At 69.3% G+C, this 19504-nt stretch carries 16 protein-coding genes; 13 read left to right on the top strand and 3 right to left on the bottom strand.

What is annotated here, in order from left to right:
- Positions 1-47: 47 nt before the first annotated feature.
- Genes cgtA through RKE50_RS18305 form a run of 4 tightly spaced genes read left to right on the top strand, consistent with a single transcriptional unit; the run spans position 48 to position 3715 of the window.
- Entirely contained in the window at positions 48-1238 is a 1191-nt protein-coding gene (cgtA, locus tag RKE50_RS18320; RefSeq protein ID WP_350038981.1) for an Obg family GTPase CgtA, read from the top strand.
- Positions 1235-2371, top strand: coding sequence for a glutamate 5-kinase (gene proB, locus RKE50_RS18315; protein ID WP_350038980.1), 1137 nt, complete (start codon positions 1235-1237; stop codon positions 2369-2371). The genes cgtA and proB overlap by 4 nt, the downstream gene beginning before the upstream one ends.
- Entirely contained in the window at positions 2364-3266 is a 903-nt protein-coding gene (locus RKE50_RS18310) for a ZIP family metal transporter (RefSeq protein ID WP_350038978.1), read from the top strand. Before proB ends, RKE50_RS18310 begins: the two co-directional genes overlap by 8 nt.
- The gene (locus RKE50_RS18305; protein WP_350038976.1) at positions 3263-3715 is read left to right on the top strand and encodes a methyltransferase family protein; all 453 of its coding nucleotides are present in this window, start codon (positions 3263-3265) and stop codon (positions 3713-3715) included. The genes RKE50_RS18310 and RKE50_RS18305 overlap by 4 nt, the downstream gene beginning before the upstream one ends.
- A gap of 7 nt (positions 3716-3722) precedes the next feature.
- Here the strand turns inward: RKE50_RS18305 and hemH are convergent, their stop codons facing one another.
- Positions 3723-4811: a ferrochelatase gene (gene hemH, locus RKE50_RS18300; RefSeq protein ID WP_350038974.1), complete on the bottom strand. Its 1089-nt coding sequence runs from the start codon at positions 4809-4811 to the stop codon at positions 3723-3725.
- A gap of 251 nt (positions 4812-5062) precedes the next feature.
- Here hemH and RKE50_RS18295 point away from each other — a divergent pair, with 251 nt between their 5' ends.
- From RKE50_RS18295 to RKE50_RS18285, 3 genes are all read left to right on the top strand, one after another.
- Positions 5063-5413 carry a UrcA family protein gene (locus RKE50_RS18295; RefSeq protein WP_350038971.1) on the top strand — a complete coding sequence of 117 codons (351 nt, stop codon included), beginning with the start codon at positions 5063-5065 and terminating at the stop codon, positions 5411-5413.
- A gap of 183 nt (positions 5414-5596) precedes the next feature.
- Positions 5597-7021, top strand: coding sequence for an amidohydrolase (locus RKE50_RS18290; RefSeq protein ID WP_350038969.1), 1425 nt, complete (start codon positions 5597-5599; stop codon positions 7019-7021).
- A 62-nt stretch (positions 7022-7083) separates the two neighbouring features.
- Positions 7084-8775 (top strand): alkaline phosphatase D family protein, encoded by a 1692-nt coding sequence (locus RKE50_RS18285; protein ID WP_350038968.1) that lies wholly within the window; start codon positions 7084-7086, stop codon positions 8773-8775.
- A 490-nt stretch (positions 8776-9265) separates the two neighbouring features.
- Here RKE50_RS18285 and RKE50_RS18280 read toward each other — a convergent pair whose 3' ends face one another.
- A complete protein-coding gene (locus tag RKE50_RS18280) occupies positions 9266-11626 on the bottom strand; it encodes a TonB-dependent receptor (protein ID WP_350038966.1) in 2361 nt (786 codons plus the stop codon).
- 159 nt (positions 11627-11785) lie between these two features.
- Complete coding sequence (locus RKE50_RS18275; protein WP_350038964.1) at positions 11786-12157, bottom strand: YegP family protein; 372 nt, start codon at positions 12155-12157, stop codon at positions 11786-11788.
- Positions 12158-12380: 223 nt separating this feature from the next.
- Between RKE50_RS18275 and RKE50_RS18270 the strand changes: the two genes are divergently transcribed.
- The 6 genes from RKE50_RS18270 to RKE50_RS18245 are packed head-to-tail and all read left to right on the top strand — an operon-like array spanning position 12381 to position 19390.
- Positions 12381-13553, top strand: a complete 1173-nt coding sequence (locus tag RKE50_RS18270; protein ID WP_350038962.1) for an acyl-CoA dehydrogenase family protein — start codon at positions 12381-12383, stop codon at positions 13551-13553.
- A gap of 11 nt (positions 13554-13564) precedes the next feature.
- Positions 13565-14218 (top strand): glutathione S-transferase family protein, encoded by a 654-nt coding sequence (locus tag RKE50_RS18265; RefSeq protein WP_350038960.1) that lies wholly within the window; start codon positions 13565-13567, stop codon positions 14216-14218.
- Between the two features lie 41 nt (positions 14219-14259).
- Positions 14260-15462, top strand: coding sequence for an acyl-CoA dehydrogenase family protein (locus RKE50_RS18260; RefSeq protein ID WP_350038958.1), 1203 nt, complete (start codon positions 14260-14262; stop codon positions 15460-15462).
- A 10-nt stretch (positions 15463-15472) separates the two neighbouring features.
- On the top strand, positions 15473-16594 hold the full coding sequence (locus tag RKE50_RS18255) for an acyl-CoA dehydrogenase family protein (protein WP_350038956.1): 1122 nt from the start codon (positions 15473-15475) through the stop codon (positions 16592-16594).
- Between the two features lie 58 nt (positions 16595-16652).
- Positions 16653-18053 (top strand): ABC1 kinase family protein, encoded by a 1401-nt coding sequence (locus RKE50_RS18250; protein ID WP_350038954.1) that lies wholly within the window; start codon positions 16653-16655, stop codon positions 18051-18053.
- A complete protein-coding gene (locus tag RKE50_RS18245) occupies positions 18050-19390 on the top strand; it encodes an ABC1 kinase family protein (RefSeq protein ID WP_350038951.1) in 1341 nt (446 codons plus the stop codon). The genes RKE50_RS18250 and RKE50_RS18245 overlap by 4 nt, the downstream gene beginning before the upstream one ends.
- Positions 19391-19504: the final 114 nt, after the last annotated feature.

Here is a 19504-nt window from a genome sequence, read left to right as displayed (position 1 = left end):
TCTTCGGGCCGCTGGGGGCGCAGATCGCGCCGGGATAGACTGACAGCATGAAATTCGTCGACGAAGCCATCATCAGGGTCAGCGCCGGCAAGGGCGGCAACGGTTGCCTGAGCTTCCGGCGCGAGAAGTACGTTGCCAGGGGCGGTCCGGACGGGGGCGACGGCGGTGACGGCGGCAGCGTGTTCCTGCGCGCCGACCCGGCGCTGAACACCATGGTGGACTACCGCTACCAGCGCGCCTTCCGGGCCGCCAACGGCGAGCCCGGCCGCGGCCGCAATTGTACCGGCGCAAGTGGTGACGATCTCGTGCTCCCGGTTCCCGTGGGCACCACGGTGATCGATGCGGACAGCCAGGAGGTACTCGGCGACCTGACGGCGCCCGGCGAGGAGTTGCTGGTCGCCCGCGGCGGCTTCCACGGCCTTGGCAACACCCGCTTCAAGTCCTCCGTCAACCGTGCGCCCCGGCAGACCAGCGCCGGCACGGAAGGGGAGGAGCGGCAGCTGCGCCTCGAGCTCAAGGTGCTCGCGGACGTGGGGCTGCTGGGTCTGCCCAACGCCGGCAAGTCCACCTTCGTGCGGGCCGTCTCGGCGGCGCGCCCGCGGGTGGCGGATTATCCGTTCACGACGCTTGTTCCCAGCCTCGGTGTGGTGCGCGTCGACCCGCTGCGCAGCTTCGTGGTCGCCGATATCCCCGGTCTCATCGCCGGCGCGGCCGAGGGCGCGGGCCTCGGCGTGCGCTTCCTGCGCCACCTCACCCGCACGCGCATCCTGCTGCATCTCGTCGATGCGGCGCCGCCGGACGGCAGCGACCCCGTGGCGGCGGCGCGCACCATCGCCGAGGAGTTGGAGACCTTCAGCCCCGCCCTGGCGGCCCGCCCGCGCTGGCTGGTGCTTAACAAGCAGGATCTCCTCGGCGAGGAGGCCCTTGACAGCCTGGCAGCCCGGCTGCGCCAGGAACTGCCCTGGGAGGGCCCGCTCTACCGGATCGCCGCAGCGAGCGGCGCCGGTACCGAGCGGCTCTGCCAGGATCTCATGACCGCTCTCGAGGAACGCCGCGAGGCCGAGGCCGCGGACCCGGCCCTCGCGGAGGCAGAGGCCGAGGCGCAGGCCCGGCTGCAGCGGGAGGCGCGGGAACGCATCGACGCCCTGCGCGCCCGACGCAAGGCGCAACCGGACGACGGCAGCGACGAGGACGGCGACGACAGCGACTACGACGTCGAGGTCGAGTACGCCCCATGAGCGCACCCCGCGCCGAACTGGCCAGCGCGCGGCGCTGGGTCGTCAAGGTCGGTTCGGCGCTGCTGACCGCGAACGGCCGCGGCCTGGACGCGGCCGTGATCGGCGGTCTCGCGGCGCAACTTGCCGCCCTGCGGGCCGACGGGCGCGAGGTGGTGCTGGTGTCGAGCGGCGCCGTGGCGGCCGGCGTGGTGCGCCTCGGATGGCCGGCGCGACCCACCGCGCTGCACGATCTGCAGGCCGCGGCGGCGGTGGGGCAGTCGAGCCTGCTCCAGGCCTGGGAGCAGGCCTTCGGCGCACACGGGATCGCCACGGCCCAGGTCCTCCTCGGCCACGACGACGTGGTAGCCCGCGACCGCTACCTGAACGCCCGCGCCACGCTCAATACCCTCCTGCGCCTGGGCGTCATGCCCGTGGTGAACGAGAATGACACCGTTGCCACAGACGAGATCCGCTTCGGCGACAACGACTCCCTGGCCGCGCTCGTCGGCAACCTCATCGATGCCGATGCGCTGCTCCTGCTGACGGACCAGGCCGGACTCTACGAGGCGGACCCGCGCCGCGTCCCGGACGCAAAGCTGGTGGGCGAGGCGGCCGTCGGCGACCCGGCCCTGGACGCCATGGTGGGCGAGGGCGGTGCCCTCGGCCGCGGTGGCATGGTCACCAAGCTCCGCGCGGCCCGCCTTGCCGCCCGCTCCGGTACCGAGACCGTGATCGCCGGCGGCGACGAGGCGGGCATCATTGCCGTGGTGGCCGCCGGTGGTGTCGCAGGGACCTGGCTGCGCAGCGGCCGGGAGCCGCAGCGCGCGCGCAAGCAGTGGCTCGCCGGGCTGGTGCAGGTGGCCGGAGCGGTGGAGCTGGATGACGGCGCAGTGGCGGTGCTGCGCGGTGCCGGGCGCAGCCTGCTGCCGGTCGGTGTTCGCGCGGTGCGTGGCGATTTCCGCCGCGGCGACGTGGTGGCGTGCACCGACGGCGCCGGGCGGGAGATCGCCCGTGGCCTGGTCAACTACCACGCGGCGGAGGTACGCCGCATCGCGGGACGTAGCTCCCGGGACATCGAGACGATCCTCGGGTACGGTGGCGACGAGGAGCTCATCCACCGCGACAACCTGGTACTGCTGGATCCCCGTGACTGAGCCGCTGCCCCTGCTGCTGGCCTACTGCGCTGCCATCGCCCTCGCCTCCGTGGCCGGCGGCGCGCTGCCCAACCGTGTGCGCATGACGCACACGCGCACCCAGCTGGCCATGAGCGGGGTCTCCGGCCTCATGCTCGGTGTGGCCTTCTTTCATCTGCTGCCCCATGCCATCGTTCTCGGCCCGGGGCCCGACGCCCTCGACCACGCGAGCATCTTCGTGGTGCTGGGGCTGGTGACGATGTTCCTGCTGCTGCGGATGTTCCATTTCCACCAGCACGAGTTCCAGGCGCCGGACGCGGGCCACGACCACTCCCACGGGCACGGCGATCACCACCCGGGCGCGGCAGAGGCGCATGGGTTTAGCGGTCTCGGCATCGCCCTCGGCCTGTCCGTGCATACGGTGATCGACGGCATCGCCCTCGGCGCCGCGGTCGGCGGGGGCGGGCACGCCGGCGCTTTCCTCGGTGCGGGCGTGTTCCTGGCGGTGCTGTTGCACAAGCCGCTCGACGCCATGTCCATCACCGCGCTCATGCAGGCGGGGGGCTGGAGCCGGATGGCAACGGGTCGCGTCAATCTCGCCTTCGCCGTGCTCTGCCCGCTGGCGGCGATCCTCTTCTACCTGGGCCTCGACAGCCTGAGTGGCGACGCGGCGCCGGTGCTGGCCTCGGCCCTGGCCTTCGCGGCCGGCGCCTTCGTCTGCATCGCCCTCTCGGACCTGCTTCCGGAGGTGCACTTCCACAGCCACGACAGGGTCAAGCTCACCATCGTGTTCCTCGCCGGGATTGCCCTGGCCTGGCTCATCGGGGGCTTCGAGCCCGCGGGCGCCCACCACCTCGACGCCCACAACCCCGGCGCCCCGGGACCCGGTGCTCTCGTGCATGAGGCCTACCCGTGAGTGAACGCCGCATCATCTACCCGCCGGTGTGGCTGGTCATCGGTGTCGTGGTGATTTTCGCCCTCGACGAGTTCCTGCCCGGCCCGCGCTTTGCAGGCGAGGCGGCGCAGTTCGCCGGCAGCGCACTGCTCGTCGTCGGGCTCGCCCTGCTGGTGGTGGCGGGTGGATTATTCACCCGTGCCGATACGGGGATGGTGCCCTTCAAGGATACCCGGGCGCTCGTCACCCACGGGCTTTACCGCTACAGCCGCAACCCCATGTACGTTGCCATGGCGCTGGTGCTGCTGGGCGTTGCGGTGACCGTGGGTGCCTCGCTGGCGCTGCTGGTGCCGCCCGCTTTCCTGTTGATCATCGACCGGCGCTATATTCGCGCCGAGGAGCGACAGCTGGAAGCGCTGTTCGGAGACGAGTACCGGACGTACTGCCAGCGGGTGCGTCGCTGGCTCTGAGCGGGGCTCAGGCGGCGCCGGAGTAGCCCAGGGCCGCGGCACGCTCGGCGGCGGCGGCCGGATCGGTGCGCTCCACGAGCCAGTCATCGATCTGTTCGCCCGCGAGGTCGGCCAGGAAGGCCACGTGCGCGTCGCTGGCGTTCAGGCAGGGAATATACCGGTACGTCTCGCCGCCAGCCTCGAGGAAGTACTCCCGGTTCTCCTCGCCGATCTCCTCGATCGTCTCCAGGCAATCCGACGAAAAGCCCGGGCAGATCACCTGCACGGATTTCACGCCCTGCGCCGGCAGCTCCTTCAGGGTCTCGTCGGTGTAGGGCTGCAGCCACTCCTCCCGGCCGAAGCGGGACTGGAAACTCGTCAGGTATTCATCCTCCGCAAGGCCCAGGGCCTCGGCCACCAGCCGCGTCGTCTTGTGACACTGGCAGTGGTAGGGGTCGCCCTCCTCGAGGTAGCGCAGCGGCTCGCCGTGGTAGGAAAACACGAGCTTCTGCGCACCGCCGTGCTCTGCGCGGAAGGCGCGCACGCTGTCGGCGAGGGCCGCGATGTAGCCCGGGTGGTCGTGGTAGCAGGAGACGAAGCGCAGGTCCGGCAGCCAGCGCCGGGCGCGGAAATCCTCCGCGACCGCATCGAAGGTGGAGCCGGTGGTGGGGCCGCTGTACTGCGGGTAAAGCGGCAGCAACAGCAGCTTGCGCGCTCCTGCCTCGATCAGCGCCTGGATCCGGGCGGACACTGAGGGCTCGCCGTAGCGCATGGCAAAGTCGACGACGACGCGGTCGCCATAGCGGTCCCTGAGCGCGACCTGCAGGCCCTCGGCCTGGTCCCGGGTGTGCAGCAGCAGCGGCGACCCGTCGTCAGTCCATACCGTTTCGTAGGCCTCCGCCGAGCGGGCCGGGCGCACGTTGAGGATGATGACATTGAGGATGAACCACCAGAGCAGCCGCGGCACCTCGACGACCCGCGGGTCCGACAGGAACTGCTTCAGGTAGGGGCGCAGGGCCTTTCTCGTCGGCGCCTCCGGCGTGCCGAGGTTGGTGATCAACACGCCAACGCGGGGAGCCTGGCCGTGATCAAAGCCGGGGGAGCCGAGGTATCTCATAACCGCGCCAATATACGTTTGTGTGCTTGTCGTGCCAAGCGAAACGGCTCGCCGAAGCGCTTTGCATCCCTCCAGAGCATCATACGGCAACCGTTCGTCGCTGGATTCCGACAGTTCGCCGTGCGCAAGCCGCACTTTGGCGAAAGCGCCTGTCGACGGCCGGTCGGCTGCCCTAGGCTGATCGTGTCGGCAGGCGCTACGGCCGGGCCGGGAAGCGAGACAGGCAGACAGCAAACGTGGAGAGACACACCATGAACAGCAGCAAGAAGAGCATAATGGCAGGCATCGGCGCGAGCATCGGTATCCTCGTGCTGTCGGCGAGCGCCGGCGCGGGGGCCTTCGAGGGCGAGACCGTCGAGACCATGGCACCCGCCGCCCGGGAGACGACGGTGTCTTACGGCGACCTGGACCTGACGAATCCTGCGGGCCAGGCCACCCTGGCGCACCGTATCGAGCGGGCCGCCCGGGAAGTCTGCGGCGCGACGGACTTGCGCCGGGCCGGCAGCCTGGCGCTGGCGACGCGCAACAGCGCCTGCGTCGAGCAGGCGGTGAGCGCCGCCAGCCGGCAGGTGCCGCAACCGATGGTTGCCGTCACGGAGTAAGCAGCACCACGGCCGGCGTTTCCCCTGGCGCCGATCGTGCGGGGAGCGGGTTCTACCCGCTCCCCTTTTTTTTGTTTTGCCGCATTCACAGGGCGACCGGCCTGCCTCGTCGCGCGGCCGGTGGGTGGCATTCGCGGTCGCAACTGCTATCGTGGGCAGCCCGTTCACCGACAGGAGCCCGCCATGCGACGCCTCGCGATCCTCGTCCTTTTCTGTAGCGGCCTCGCCACCCCGGCGCTCGCCGATGACCGCGACAGCATCCTCAGCTACCTCGATGCCGAGAGCGAGCGCTTCGGCAACCTCGCGCGGCAGATTTGGGAGAAGGCCGAGGTGGGTTACCAGGAGACCGAGAGCTCCGCGCTGCTCCGGCGGGCGCTGGCCGACGAGGGCTTCAGCATCGAGGAGGGCGTGGCCGACATCCCGACGGCGTTCGTCGCGAGTTACGGCAGCGGCGAGCCGGTCATCGCCTTCCTGGCCGAGTTCGACGCGCTTCCGGGCATCAGCCAGTCGGATGCGCCCGTGCGCGACCCGCTCCCGGAGAAGGCCGCCGGCCACGCCTGTGGCCACCACCTTTTCGGCGCCGGCTCCACGGCCGCCGCGGTGGCCCTGCGCCACTGGCTGGAGGACACGGGGCAGCAGGGGACGGTCCGCCTCTACGGGACGCCGGCAGAGGAGGGCGGCTCGGGCAAGGTCTACATGGTCCGCGCCGGTCTCTTCGATGAGGTCGACGCGGTGCTGGGCTGGCACCCCTCGGACCGAAACGCGGCCGATGCCGCGACCACGCTGGCCAACAAGTCGGCGAAGTTCCGCTTCCGCGGCACCTCCTCCCACGCCGCCGTGGCACCGGAGCGCGGCCGCTCGGCCCTCGACGGCGTCGAGGCCATGAACTTCATGGTCAACCTGCTGCGCGAGCACGTACCGCAGGAAACCCGCATCCATTACGTGATCACCAGCGGCGGCTCGGCGCCCAACGTGGTGCCGGACTTCGCCGAGGTCTTCTACTATGTTCGCCACCCGCAGCGCGATGTCCTCGCGGGCATCTGGGACCGGGTCGTTGCGACCGCCGAGGCCGCGGCGCAGGGCACGGGCACCGAGCTCGATTACGAGATCATCCACGGCAACTACAACAAGCTGCCCAACGAGACCCTCGCCGAGATCATGCACGGCAACCTGCTTCGGGTCGGCGGGGTCAGCTGGGACGCCGAGGAGCAGGCCTACGCCGAGACCCTCGCCGAGTCCCTCGAGCGCGACCCCGACGTGGTCGGCCAGCAGGCCCGCATCAAGCCCCTCGGCTTCACCCAGAGCATGGGCTCCACGGACGTGGGCGACGTGAGCTGGATGGCGCCCACCACGGAGATGCGCGCCGCCACCTGGGTGCCCGGCACGGCGCCTCATTCCTGGCAGGCCATCGCCGCCGGCGGTACCAGTATCGGTACGAAGGGTATGCTGGTCGCGGCCAAGACCCTCGCGCTCACCGGTGCCGAGCTGATCCGCTCTCCGGACGTGCTGGTATCCGCGAAGGAGGAGCTCGAACAGCGCCGCGGCGCCGACTTCGAGTACGAACCCCTGCTGGGTGACCGCGCGCCGCCGCTGGACTACCGCCGCTGAGCTGTCACGGCGCCGTAACAATGCCCCGTTAGCCTTGCGACGCTACTGGCCGGAGACCTCCCATGCTGTCACGTCGTCACTTCCTGCGCCTCTCGTCCGGCGTCGTCCTTTCAACAGCCGTTACCGGGTGCACCCTCGGCGGACGCCAGCCCTCCCTGTCGGCGGCCCGCTTCGACCACGGCGTCGCCAGCGGTGACCCCCTCGCCGACGGCATCATGCTCTGGACCCGCGCCACGCCTGCGGCGGGCACGGGAGGGGCGGGTAGCGGCCCGGTGAGCGTGGCCTGGGAGCTGGCGGCGGATGCAGACTTCCGCAAGGTGCTTCGCGATGGCGTGGCCGACACAGGCCCGGCCCGCGACTACACCGTGAAGATCGACGTGCGCGATCTCGACCCCGGGCAGACCTACTACTACCGCTTCCGCGCCGACGGTGCCGACAGCGCCACGGGCCGCGCGCGCACGCTGCCCGCCGCTGGCGCCCGGCAAGTGCGCCTGGCCGTGTTCTCCTGCTCGAACTACCCGGCGGGCTACTTCTACCCCTACCGCGAGGCGGCCCGCCGGGACGACCTGGACGCTTTCCTGCACCTCGGCGACTATTTCTACGAGTATGGCGCCGGCGGCTATGCCACGGAGCGCAGCGAGGAACTGGGCCGCGCGCTGCCCGCGGACAACGCAGGCGAGCTGTACACGCTGACCGATTACCGCCGCCGCTACGCCCTTTACCGCGGCGACGCGGACCTGCAGGCCATGCACGCGGCCGCGCCCTGCATCAGTGTCTGGGACGACCACGAGTTCGCCAACGACGCCTGGCGCGAGGGCGCCCAGAACCACGGCCCGGACGAGGGCGACTGGCAGCCGCGGCTGCTCGCGGCCCTGCAGGCCTACTACGAGTGGATGCCCATCCGCCCGCCCGCCGGCGAGGGCTCCTTGCGCATCTACCGCAGCTTCGATTTCGGCGGCCTGGTCGCCCTGCACATGCTCGACACGCGCCTGATCGGCCGCGACGAGCAGCTCGAGTACGGGGACTACATCGACGAGAACACCGGCCAGCTCGACCGCGACCGCTTCCTCGCGGACCTCGGCAGCCCGAGCCGCCGGCTCCTCGGCGATCCCCAGCGCGAGTGGCTGGCCGGCCAGCTGGCGCAGTCCAGCGCCCCCTGGCAGCTCCTCGGCCAGCAGATCCTCATGGCGCGCATGCTCATGCCCGCAGAGATGCTCGGCGCCGCATCCTACGCCGACGTTCCGCCCATCCTCGAGGAGCTCGCCCGCCTGAAGGCCGCCGCCGAAGCCGGCCAGTCACTCACTGACACCGAGCTCGCCCGCCTCGCCGCCGTCACGCCCTACAATCTCGACGCCTGGGACGGCTACCCGGTGGAGCGCGAGCTGCTCTATGGCGCGGCACAGGCCACGGGCAAGCGCATCGTCTCCCTCGCCGGCGACACCCACAACGCCTGGTTCGCCACCCTCCGCGACCGCAGTGGCACGGCCGTCGGCATCGAGCTCGCCACCCCGAGTGTGTCGTCGCCAGGCATGGAAACCTATTTCCAGATGGACGCCCCCACGGCGGTGCAGATGGCCGAGGCCCTCCCCCTGCTCATCGACGAGCTCAATTACTGCAACCTCCACCAGCGCGGCTACCTCCTGGTCAGCGCCACCCCGGACGAACTCCGCGCCGACTGGACCTTCGTGGATTCCGTGCAGACACTGGAGTATTCGATTGCCGGGACGCACACGGAGCGCTTTGCCCGCGGTTGAGGCTGCCAATTCCACAGAAATACCTTGGCTGGCTTAACGAATTTGTAGTTCTTTCCGGATTCCGGGGTGCCACTAGGTCGGCCCGGCCGTGGCGGCTTACCCCCCGGGAACCGCAAAAGCGCCATCCATGGCAGCTCGACAGCGGCCGTCCCTGGCCGCTGACGTTCCCGGGGGGTAAGCCGCCACAACCGGGCCTTGCGCCAGTGCCGCTCCGGATTCGCGGATCCAGCGATACGCCGCGATTGAGCATGCCAACATTTCATGGAGCATGCTCATGCCCCTCATCACGCACCGTTAGCGCCAATTCGCTGGCACCACCGTCAGGCGCTGGCGCTCTGCATACCCTCACGGGACGTCAGCGGCCATGGATGGCGCTTTTGCGGTCCCGTGAGGGTATGCAGAGGGCCAGCGCCGAAGCTAGAGGCACCGTCGAGCCCAAAGCTTTGCAGTGAGAACCTCCGGGGCCGGGAACGGACCCCGGTGAACGACCTCAATAGGCCCCGAAGTCGTAATCCAGCTGGACGCCCCAGAAGAGGGGTGGGCCGGCGACAAAGGTGGGGTTGCCGAAGGAGCCGCCGGTGTTGCCGGCGTCGACCAGGTATTCCTCGTCGAGGAGATTGCTGGCGAAGACGCTGAGCTCCCAGCCCTGGCCCGGGTTGGCGATGCCGAGGCGCGCGTTGAGGAGGCCGTAGGCGTCCTCCTCGATGGGCAGGCCGGCGATCGGCGCGTTTTCCGGCTCGAAGAACACCTCCGAGCGCCAGCTGTAGACCAGCGAGCCCGTGAGCTTCATGTCGCCGGCGAGCGGGTGGTCGAGGAACAGGCCCGTGCTGGCCGTCCACTCCGGCTGCAGGCGGAAGCGGTTGCCGGCGAGCGTGCCGTTGCTGGCGTCGTCGTCGATCTCCGCGTCGATCCAGGCCATGTTCGCGAACAGCTCGACGCTGGCGCCGAGGAGGGCGCGGACGTCCGCTTCCACGCCGAGGTTCGTCGCCGAGCCAGCATTGGCGGTGAAGAAATTGCCGGCGTCGTCCTGCAGCGTGACCTGGAAATCCGAGTAGTCCTGGTAGAACAGGGAGACCGTGTAGGAGACGCGGCGGTCGGCGCTGGAGCCCTTGGCACCGAGCTCGTAGTTCCAGACGATCTCGGCGGGGACTTCCGTGACATCGGCCACCGGGTTGCCGGCGGCATCCGTGGCGGCGACCACATCGATCACGTCCGCGCGCCGGCCCTTCGAGACCGTGGCGTAGAGGTTCGTGTTGTCGCTCATACGCCAGAGGGCGTTGAAGCGCGGCAGCCAGTCGTCGAAGCTGCCGTCGGCGCTGACGATGACGCCGTCCGTGTTGACCACGGGCAGGAGCGGCTGGTTGAGGCCGAGGAAACCCAGGATCGTCGAGTTCGGCGCGATCGCGCTGAAGCCGCTCTCCCGGGTTTCGTCGATGTAGCGCAGGCCGGCGGTGAGCTCGAGGTCGTCGTTCACGGCCCAGGTGACGTCGGCGAAGGCCGAGAGAATCTCGTTCTCGCCGTAGTTAGCGAACTCGGACTCGTAGGGCAGCACCTCTACGAGCCCGCCGGAGAGCAGGGGCGTGAGCAGGTTTACGCGGCCGTCGGGCTCGACGCAGGCGAAATCGACCGGCAGCACCCCGAGGCAGTTGAGGAAGATGGATTCTTCGGAGCTGAAAGGTACGCGCTGGCTGCCCTCCTCGTCGAAGTAGTTCGCGCCCAGGATCGTGGTGAAGCGGTCGCCGGTATAGACGGCGCGGAGTTCCTGGTTGAACTGCTCGCCCTCGGCGTCCTCGCCGAACTCGAGGAACCAGGCCTGGGTGCCGTCGGCATCGAAGACCTCGAGCGACTCGAACTCGCGCCAGGCGGAGATCGAGGTGAGCGTCAGCCGCTCCGTGGGCTGCCACTCGATGCGCAGGTTGTAGTCCTCCACCTCGCGCTCGATGCCCAGGTCCGCCTTGCCCAGGGCCGCCTCGGAAAACGGGCTGCCCGACAGCTCGACGAAAGAGAACGGGCTGGTGTCGCCGCCGGTGGGCGCGTAGAGGCCGTTCTTGAAGGACGTGCCGGTGTCGTCGTTCTCTTCCCAGGTGTAGACGAAGTCGATGCTGAGATCGTCCGTGGGGGTGAAGCGCAGGGAGGGGCGCAGCGCCGTGCGCTCGATACCCTGCATATCGTTCTGGCGGAAGCCGTCGGGATTCTGCGAGGCGGGGCTGCCGGCGATGTTGTCGATGAAGCCGTCGCGCTCCCGGTACTGGAAGGCGAGGCGTGCCTGCAGCAGGTCGCTGCCGCCGGTGACGTAGCCGCGGGCGAGGCGCGCGTTGTAGTTGCCGGCGTTCAGGGTCAGGGAGCCGGCCAGTTCCTCTTGGGGGCGCGCCGTGTAGACGCTCACGGCGCCCACGGAAGCGGCGGTGCCGAAGAGTGTTGCCTGCGGGCCCTTAACCACCTCGATGCGCTCTATGTCGAAGAGCTCGAAGTAAGAGCCGCGGGAGCGCGAGACGTCGACGCCGTTGTAATAGACGGAGACGCGCGGCGCGGCCTGGGAGGAACCGCTGTCCGAGGTGATGCCGCGGATCACGAAGCCCGGGTTGTTCGGGCTCTGCTCCTGGATGACCAGGCCCGGCGTGATGTCCGACACGGCGTCGAGTTCGACGATGTTTGCGCGCTCGAGGAGATCGCCGCTGTACGCGGTGATGCTGATGGGCACGTCGGCGACGGTCTGCTCCCGGCGCTGGGCGTAGACGGTCACCTCTTCGATCTGGCCCGCCGCGGGGAGGCGGTCGTCCTGGGCGAAGGCGCCCGTCGAGCCCGCCGTGAGGGTGGCCAGGGCGACGTAGAGGGGGGTGCGCTGTTTCATCGTGTGCTCCGCATCGATGGATGGAGAAATCGACGGGAGCTTACGGTGTGATTGGGGCGTGCTGATGACGCTCCGGTGAAGCTTCTGTGACAGCCGGGGCGCGTTGCGCCCCGGCCTGGCGGCCTCGCAGGGCCCGGTTACGAGCCCTGCTTTTCGGGCCTACTTGCCCTTCTTGCTTTTCTGCTTGCCGGCGTCGGCCGCGGTGAGGTCGACGGTCTCCGCGCCCGGGGCGTTCTTCATCACCGACTGGATGCCCTTTTCCATACCCGGGGCGCTCGTGTACATCTGGCTCTTGCCGATCACCTGGCCGTTGGTGGCCGTCATGGTGAAGTACGCCTGGCCCTTGGTGGAGCTCTTGCGCTCGAAGCGCTCCGCCTTGCTCGCGTTGGTCTTCACGGACTTGATGCCGGCGTTGGCCGCGCGTTTGTCCGCATAGCTCTGGCTGGTGAAGATCACCTGGCCGTTGCCCGCCTTGAGGTTGAAGCTGAATTTGCCGGTACGGCCTTTCTTGAGTTCAAACTTGCCCGCCATGCTGCGTTCCTTGTTGGCTCTTCCGAAGAGGTTGATGCCGATCGCCAGAGCGCAGTGATACCGCAGCACGCATCCGAAGTCCGACAGGTTAGAGAATAGCGTACGCTCACTTGCTGGCAAGGGGCGGGCTTTGGCCCATCTTTCGCTGGCGAGAGCCTAAAGCTATACTCAATTATCTCAAGCAACACTCAATATCGACTTGATCACGCGCGGAGGCGTGCCCATGGCCCTGGACTTCGACAGTGCCCGCTTGCCCAATCCCCACCTCACGGAAGCCCACGAGGCCTGGCGGACGCAGCTGCGGCGTTTCGTCGATACGGAAATCGCGCCCTTCGCCGACGCCTGGGACGAGGCTGGCAGCATCCCCGCCGGGCTCTGGCCAAAGGCCGCCGCGGTGGGGCTGCTCGGTCTCGGTTACCCGGAGGAATTCGGCGGCACCAGCGAAGGCATCGACAGCTGGTACCACTGGATTGTCGCCGAGGAGCTGGCGCGCTTCGCCGTGGGCGGGGTGAACGCGAGCCTCATGGTCCACGGCATCGGGCTGCCGCCGGTGCTCAACTGGGGCAGCGAGACGATGAAGCAGGCGGTGGCGCCTCCGGTGCTTGCCGGTGAAAAACATATTGCCCTGGGCATCACGGAACCCGGCGGCGGCTCTGATGTCGCCGCGCTGACGACGACGGCGGTACGGGACGGCGACCACTACGTGGTCAACGGCTCCAAGACCTACATCACCGGCGGGCTGCGCGCAGACTGGATATCCACCGCCGTGCGCACCGGCGGTGAGGGCCACGGCGGCGTGTCCATGCTGCTCATTCCCACCGACGCGGAGGGCTTTTCGCGCACGCCGCTGGACCGCAAGATGGGCTGGTGGGCCTCGGATACGGCCACGCTCTACTTCGACAACGTTCGCGTCCCCGTCGACAACCTCATCGGCGGGGAGAACCAGGGCTTCCGCGTGATCATGACCAACTTCAACGGCGAGCGCATGGGCATGGCCGCGGCCATGGAGGCCCTCGGTCGTGTCTGCCTCGAGGAGGCCGTGCAGTGGGCGCAGGAACGGCGCACCTTCGGCAAGCGTCTCGCCGATCACCAGGTAATCCGCCACAAGATCGCCCAGATGAAGCAGAGGCTGAACGCGACCCAGGCCTACCTGCGCGCCTGCTACGAGGCGATCGAGGCGGGCAGCGCCAACCCCGGCGATATCGCCCTGCTCAAGGTACAGGCCAGCGAGACCCTCGAGTTCTGTGCCCGGGAGGCGATGCAGGTGCTCGGCGGTATCGGTTACCTGCGCGGCAACCGGGTGGAGCGCATCTACCGGGAAGTGCGGGTCAACGCCATCGGCGGCGGCTCGGAAGAGATCATGCGCGACCTGGCCGCGCGCCAGTATGCGCTGTGACGGAGAACGCTGTGACTGAGAAGGTGACCATGAAGCTCTGGCACTGCGGCGGTGCCCGCTCCCTGCGCCCGCTCTGGGCGCTCGAGGAACTGGGCCTGCCCTACGAACTCGAGGTGCTCAAGTTTCCGCCGCGGCTGCTCGAGAAGGACTTCCTCAAGCTGAACGCCCTGGGCACCGTGCCCTATTTCACCGATGGCGACACTTCCATGACCGAGTCCGTGGCCATCTGCCAGTACCTCGTCGACCGCTACCCGAACGACGGTCTCGGCCTCGAGCCCGGGCACCCGGTGTACGGCGATTACCTCAACTGGCTGCACCAGGCGGACGCCACGCTGACCTTCCCGCAGACCATCTACCTGCGCTACACGGCCTTCGAGCCCGCGCCGGAAAAGCTCGCCGTGGCCGAGGACTACGCGAAGTGGTTCCTGGCCCGCCTGCGCCGCCTCGACGCTTTCCTCGAGGAGCGCGAGTACCTGGTCGCCGGCCGTTTCACCATCGCGGATATCGCCGTCGGCTACGCGCTGTACCTCGGCCGCGTTCTGCGCCTCGACGACCGCTACAAGCCGCAGACCGCCGCCTACCTCGACCGGCTCCTCGCGCGTCCGGCCTTCCAGCGCGCGGATGCGCGCGCCCCGGGTTTCAACCCTTTTCCGGACGGACGCTGAGCCCGCCCGTCGCCCTTGACCGGAAACCAGGAGGTTCTCCCATGACCGCCCCGCAGAACGAACTGGATGCCTTCCGCGCCGAGGTCTCGGCCTGGCTGAAGGACAACCGGCCCGCCGATCCCGGCTTCCTCCTGCCCCAGTCTTTCATGGAAGTGGGCAGCGACGAGCAGCTCGATTTTCTCCGCGAGTGGCAGTTCAAGGTATGGTCCGCCGGCTATCTCGGCCTCGCCTGGCCGAAGGAATACGGCGGCGGAGGCATGGAGCCGGCTTTTCAGTCCGTCGCCGACCAGGAAATGCGCCGGGCCGGGGTGCCGATCTGCTTCAACGTCATCGGCCTCGGCTGGGCCGGACCGCTGATCAACGAGATCGGCACGGAGGCGGAAAAGGCCAGGTACCTGAAGGGCATCCTCACCGGCGAGGACATCTGGTGCCAGGGCTTCTCGGAGCCGGACCACGGCTCGGACCTCGGCAACGCGCAGACCCGCGCCGTGCGCGACGGCGACAGCTACGTGGTCAACGGCACGAAGATCTGGACCACCATGGGCAACTACGCGAAGTACATGATCCTGCTCGCGCGTACCAACCCTGAAGCGGAGCGCAAGTACGACGGCCTGTCCTTTTTCCTTGCGCCCATGACCGTCCCCGGCGTGGAGGCGCGGCCCATCCGCAAGCTCACCGGCGAGTACGGCTTCACCGAGACCTTTTTTACCGATGCGCGCATCCCCGCCGACTGCCGCATGGGCGAGGAGGGCGACGGCTGGAAGATCGCCATGAAGACGCTGCAGTACGAGCGCGGCGCCGAGGCCGGCGCCGCCGGGGGCCTCGCCTTCGTGCGCATCGTGCTCGACGATCTCGTCGACGGGCTCGCGCACGTGCGCCGCGACGGCGCCCCGGTCCTCGAGGACCCGCTGGTGCGCGACCAGCTCGTGCGCCTGGCGATGGAGGAAAAGGCCATCGCCCTCGGCGAAAAGCGGGCCGCGATCGCGCCGCTCACCACCGACTACCCGTTTTCCCTGCCCCTGTCGCACAAGCTGCGCTGGACGGAGTACACGCGGCGCATGCGCCAGTTCGCCATCAACGCCCAGGGCGCCGATGGCGCCCGCTACGTCGGCGATGAGGAAGCGCTGGCGGGCGGCTTCTGGCAGCGCGCCTACCTGAACAGCTTCTCCGCGACCATCGGCGGCGGCACCAGCCAGGTGCAGGCCAACATCATCGCCGAGCATGTGCTCGGCCTGCCGAAATAGGAGCTTGCCCATGTCCCTGGTCGGCAATACGAAGATCGCACTCTCCGAGGAACAGGCCATGCTCCTCGACGTCGCCCGCGAGTTCTGCCGCGACAAGGCGCCGCGCGAGGTGGTACGGGCGCAGCTGGAGACCCACCGGGGCTACGACCCGGATACCTGGCAGGCCCTCGTGGAACTCGGCTGGACCGGTATCGCCCTTCCGGAGAGCGCGGGCGGCTCGGCTCTCGGCCCGGGCAGCGTGGTGCCCGTGCTCGAGGCCATGGGCCGGGCCATGCTCGGCACGCCGTTCCTCAGCACGACCCTGGCCGGCCAGCTCCTCTGCCGCGCCGCTCCCGGCATGCACGACGAGGTGCTCGCCGATATCGCCGCCGGCGCGGTGGCCACCATCGCGCAGCTGGAGGGCGGCGACTGGGACGCCGCGCCCGCCTGCCACCTCGACGACGACGGTCTGCTTGTCGGTACGAAGCGGCTGGTGGGCGATGCCCACGTCGCCCGGCATTACCTCGTCGTGCTCACGGTGGGCGGCGCGCCCGCCCTGGCGCTGGTCCACCGCGACCATTTCGATCGCACGCGGGTACGCGACAGTGAGCTGATCGACCAGACCCGGCGCGCGGCGACGGTGGACTTCACCGGTGTGGAGCCGGCGGCGCTCATCGTCGGCCCCTCGGTGGCGCCGGCGCTGCGCGACGCGGAGCTCCTCGGCGCCCTGTATGTCGCGGCCGAGGCCGCGGGCAGCGCGGCGGCCTGCCTCGACACCACCGTGGACTACCTGAAAACCCGCAAGCAGTTCGGCCGGCTCATCGGCTCCTACCAGGCGCTCAAGCACCCGGCCGTGGACATCCTCTGTGCCGTGGACAGCACCCGCTCCTTCGTCTATCACGGGGCGACCCTGGTCAGTGACGAAGTGTTGGGTCGGGACGCGGAGATCGCCTGCCGCATGGCCAAGGCGCAGGCCACAGAGACGCTGTGTCACGCCGGCGACCGGGCGGTACAGTTCCACGGCGGTATGGGCTTTACCTACGAGTGCGATGCGCAGCTCTACATCCGCCACGCGCAGTGGGTGCAGCAGCAGTACGGTGACGCCCAGCACCACCGCAAGCGACTGGCCGGGTTGTTGCTGGACGCCGCCTGAAAGCGCTACCGTTGGGCCCCCGCGGCAGCACAGGCCGCGCGAATGCCCAGCGATGCCCATGAGTAAACGACCCTCCCTGACGCGCCGCGGCGCCTTCGGCCGCGGCCTCGCCGTGTCCGTGGCCGGCCTGCGCGCGGGCGGCGCCTTCGCCCTGGACAGTGCCCTGAGCCGCCTGCGCGGGGGCGACGGCCAGGACTCGGAGCTGCTGCGCCGGGAGGCGCGCCGTTTCGTCGCCGAGCTCGGGCGCCTCAAGGGCACCTACGTGAAGATCGGCCAGATGTTCGCCCTGCTCGGCGAACATTTCCTGCCGCCCGCCCTGACCGAGGCGCTGCACGAGCTGGAGTCGGCCACGGAGCCGCTGCCCTGGCCGGAGATCGAGCCGGCGCTGCGCGAGGCACTGGGTGAACGCCTCGACGAACTCGACGTGGAGCCCGAGGCCATCGCTGCCGCCTCCCTCGCCCAGGTGCACCGGGCCACCATCCGCGACAGCGGCGAGACCATCGTTCTCAAGGTGCAGTACCCGGGGCTCGCGGATGTCATCGACAGCGATTTCGACGCCGTGGTGCGCATGCTCCTGCTCGCGCGCTGGATCAGGGCCGGCCGCGAGCTTGACGACTGGCTGGGCAGCCTGCGCCAGCAGCTGCACAACGAGATCGACTACGAGCGCGAGGCCGCGATCGGCGACCGGGTGGCAGCGCTCGTCGCGGAACGCCGCGAGGCCTTCGCCGAACGGGGGATCCGCTACCACGTGCCGCTGCGCCACGCGCGCTACTGCGGCGACACGGTGCTGGCGCTGGAGTACATCGACGGTGATCCCGTGGGGTCGCCGGCGGTGGCAAAGCTCCCGCTGGGGCGCCGCAATGCCCTGGGTCGGGCCATGCTAGAGCTGTTCTTCCTCGAGCTCTACGACTGGGGTCTGTTGCAGACGGACCCGAACTTCGGCAATTTCCTCATCCGCCGCAGCGCCGGGGGCGACGAGCTGGTGCTGCTGGACTTCGGCTCGACGCTCTACTGTGACGAAGACTTCCTCGCCAACCTGGGCAGCGCCATCGCCGCCGGCCAGCGCCAGGACCGGGAGACCCTGGCCGATGCGCTGGTCGGCCTCGGCTGCCTGCGCGAGGACTCGAGCGATTTTGCCCGGCAGACCTTCAGCGACTTCTGCCTGCAGCTCCTGGAGCCGCTGCGCCCGCCGGAGGCCCTGCCCCGGGAGCACCTGAACCGGCGCGGCGAGTACTGCTGGGGCCGTTCCCGGCTAATGCAGCGCGTGGGCAGGCAGGCCGCCAGCTCGGCGGCGACGCGCCACTTCACCACGCCATCGCGGGAGTTCGCCATGATCGCGCGAAAGCTCACCGGCGTATTCACCTTCATCGCCGTGCTCGACGCGCAGTTCAATGCCCACGACACGGTGCACGACTACATCGACGACTACGCGGAGGCGGGAGGCCGAACGGCGCCGTGAGCGAGGACAGCGACAACGAGGTTGGCCGGGCGAAGACGCGCAGCCGCGCAGTACCCACCGGCCGCACCGGGCGCGCCCTGCGCGTGGCCGGCCTCGCCGGCCGGGTGGCCGGCAGCATGCTCGCCGAGGGCACGCGGCAGTGGCGCGCAGGCAAGCGCCCGCGCAAGCGCGACCTGCTGTTGACGCCCGACAACGCCCGCCGGGTGGCGGACCAGCTCTCGGAGATGCGCGGCGCCGCCATGAAGCTCGGGCAGATCCTGTCCATGGACAACGGCGAGTTCCTGCCCCGGGAGCTCGCGGACATCCTCGCCCGGCTGCGCTCCGAGGCCACGGCCATGCCCGAGGCGCAGCTCGAGACGGCCCTGCGCAGTGCCTACGGCAAGCAGTGGCGGCGCGAATTTGCCGAGTTCGACCCGAACCCGATCGCCGCGGCCTCCATCGGCCAGGTGCACCGGGCCGTGAGCCACGAGGGCGAGGAGCTGGCGCTCAAGATCCAGTACCCCGGCATCGCCGACAGCATCGACAGCGACATCGACAACATTGCCTACGTGCTGCGCGTCGCGAACGTGCTCCCGGCCCACGTGGACGTGGGGCCGCTGCTCGAGGACGCCAAGCGCCAGCTCAAGGACGAGGCGGACTACCTGCTGGAGGCCGGGTACCTCGAGGACTTTCACCGCGTGCTCGGCGACGACGAACGCTTCGTGCTGCCGCAGCTGCACCGGGAGCTCACCCGGGGTAATGTGCTCGCGATGAGCTACGAGAGCGGCGGTCCCATGGAGAGCCTGGCGCGCAAGCCCCGGGCGGAGCGTGACCGCGTGATGAGTGCGCTGGTGGGCCTCATGGTCACCGAGCTGTTCGACCTGCACATGGTGCAGACGGACCCGAATTTCGCCAATTACCAGTACCGCTACGCCAGCGGTGAAATCGTGCTGCTGGATTTCGGCGCCACGCGGCGCTTCGACGAGGGCTTCGTCGACAGCTACCGGGAGCTGGCCGGTGCCGCGATCGACGGCGACAAGGACGCCATGGCCGATGCCGCGGAAAAGGTAGGCTACGCCGTCGGCGACGAGGACGGCGAGTACCGCGCGCTGCTGCTGGAACTCCTGCTGCTGGTGCTCGAGCCGCTGCGCCACGAGGGGCCTTACGATTTCGGGGCGTCGGACATGCCTGCACGCCTCGCCGCCCTGGCCCAGCAAGCGGCGACCTACGCGGATTTCTGGCACGCGCCGCCGACGGATGTGGTCTACTTCCACCGCAAGGTCGGCGGCATGTTCCTCCTCGCCAACCGGATGGATGCCCGCGTCGACGCCAACGCGCTGATGGTCGAGCGCCTTTGATCCCTGCGCCGCCGGGTGACCCCCAGACGGGTCAGGGTCAGCGCGAGGCGCGTCTCCTGCCCGGCGCCGTGTTCCGCTAGAATGCTCGACGGAAACAGATAACAACAAGGAAGA

Source organism: Pseudohaliea sp. (genome assembly GCF_040217025.1).
GTDB lineage: Bacteria > Pseudomonadota > Gammaproteobacteria > Pseudomonadales > Halieaceae > Pseudohaliea.
The sequence above is the reverse complement of the archived record's forward strand: the minus strand, read 5'-3'. Positions and strand labels throughout refer to the sequence as shown.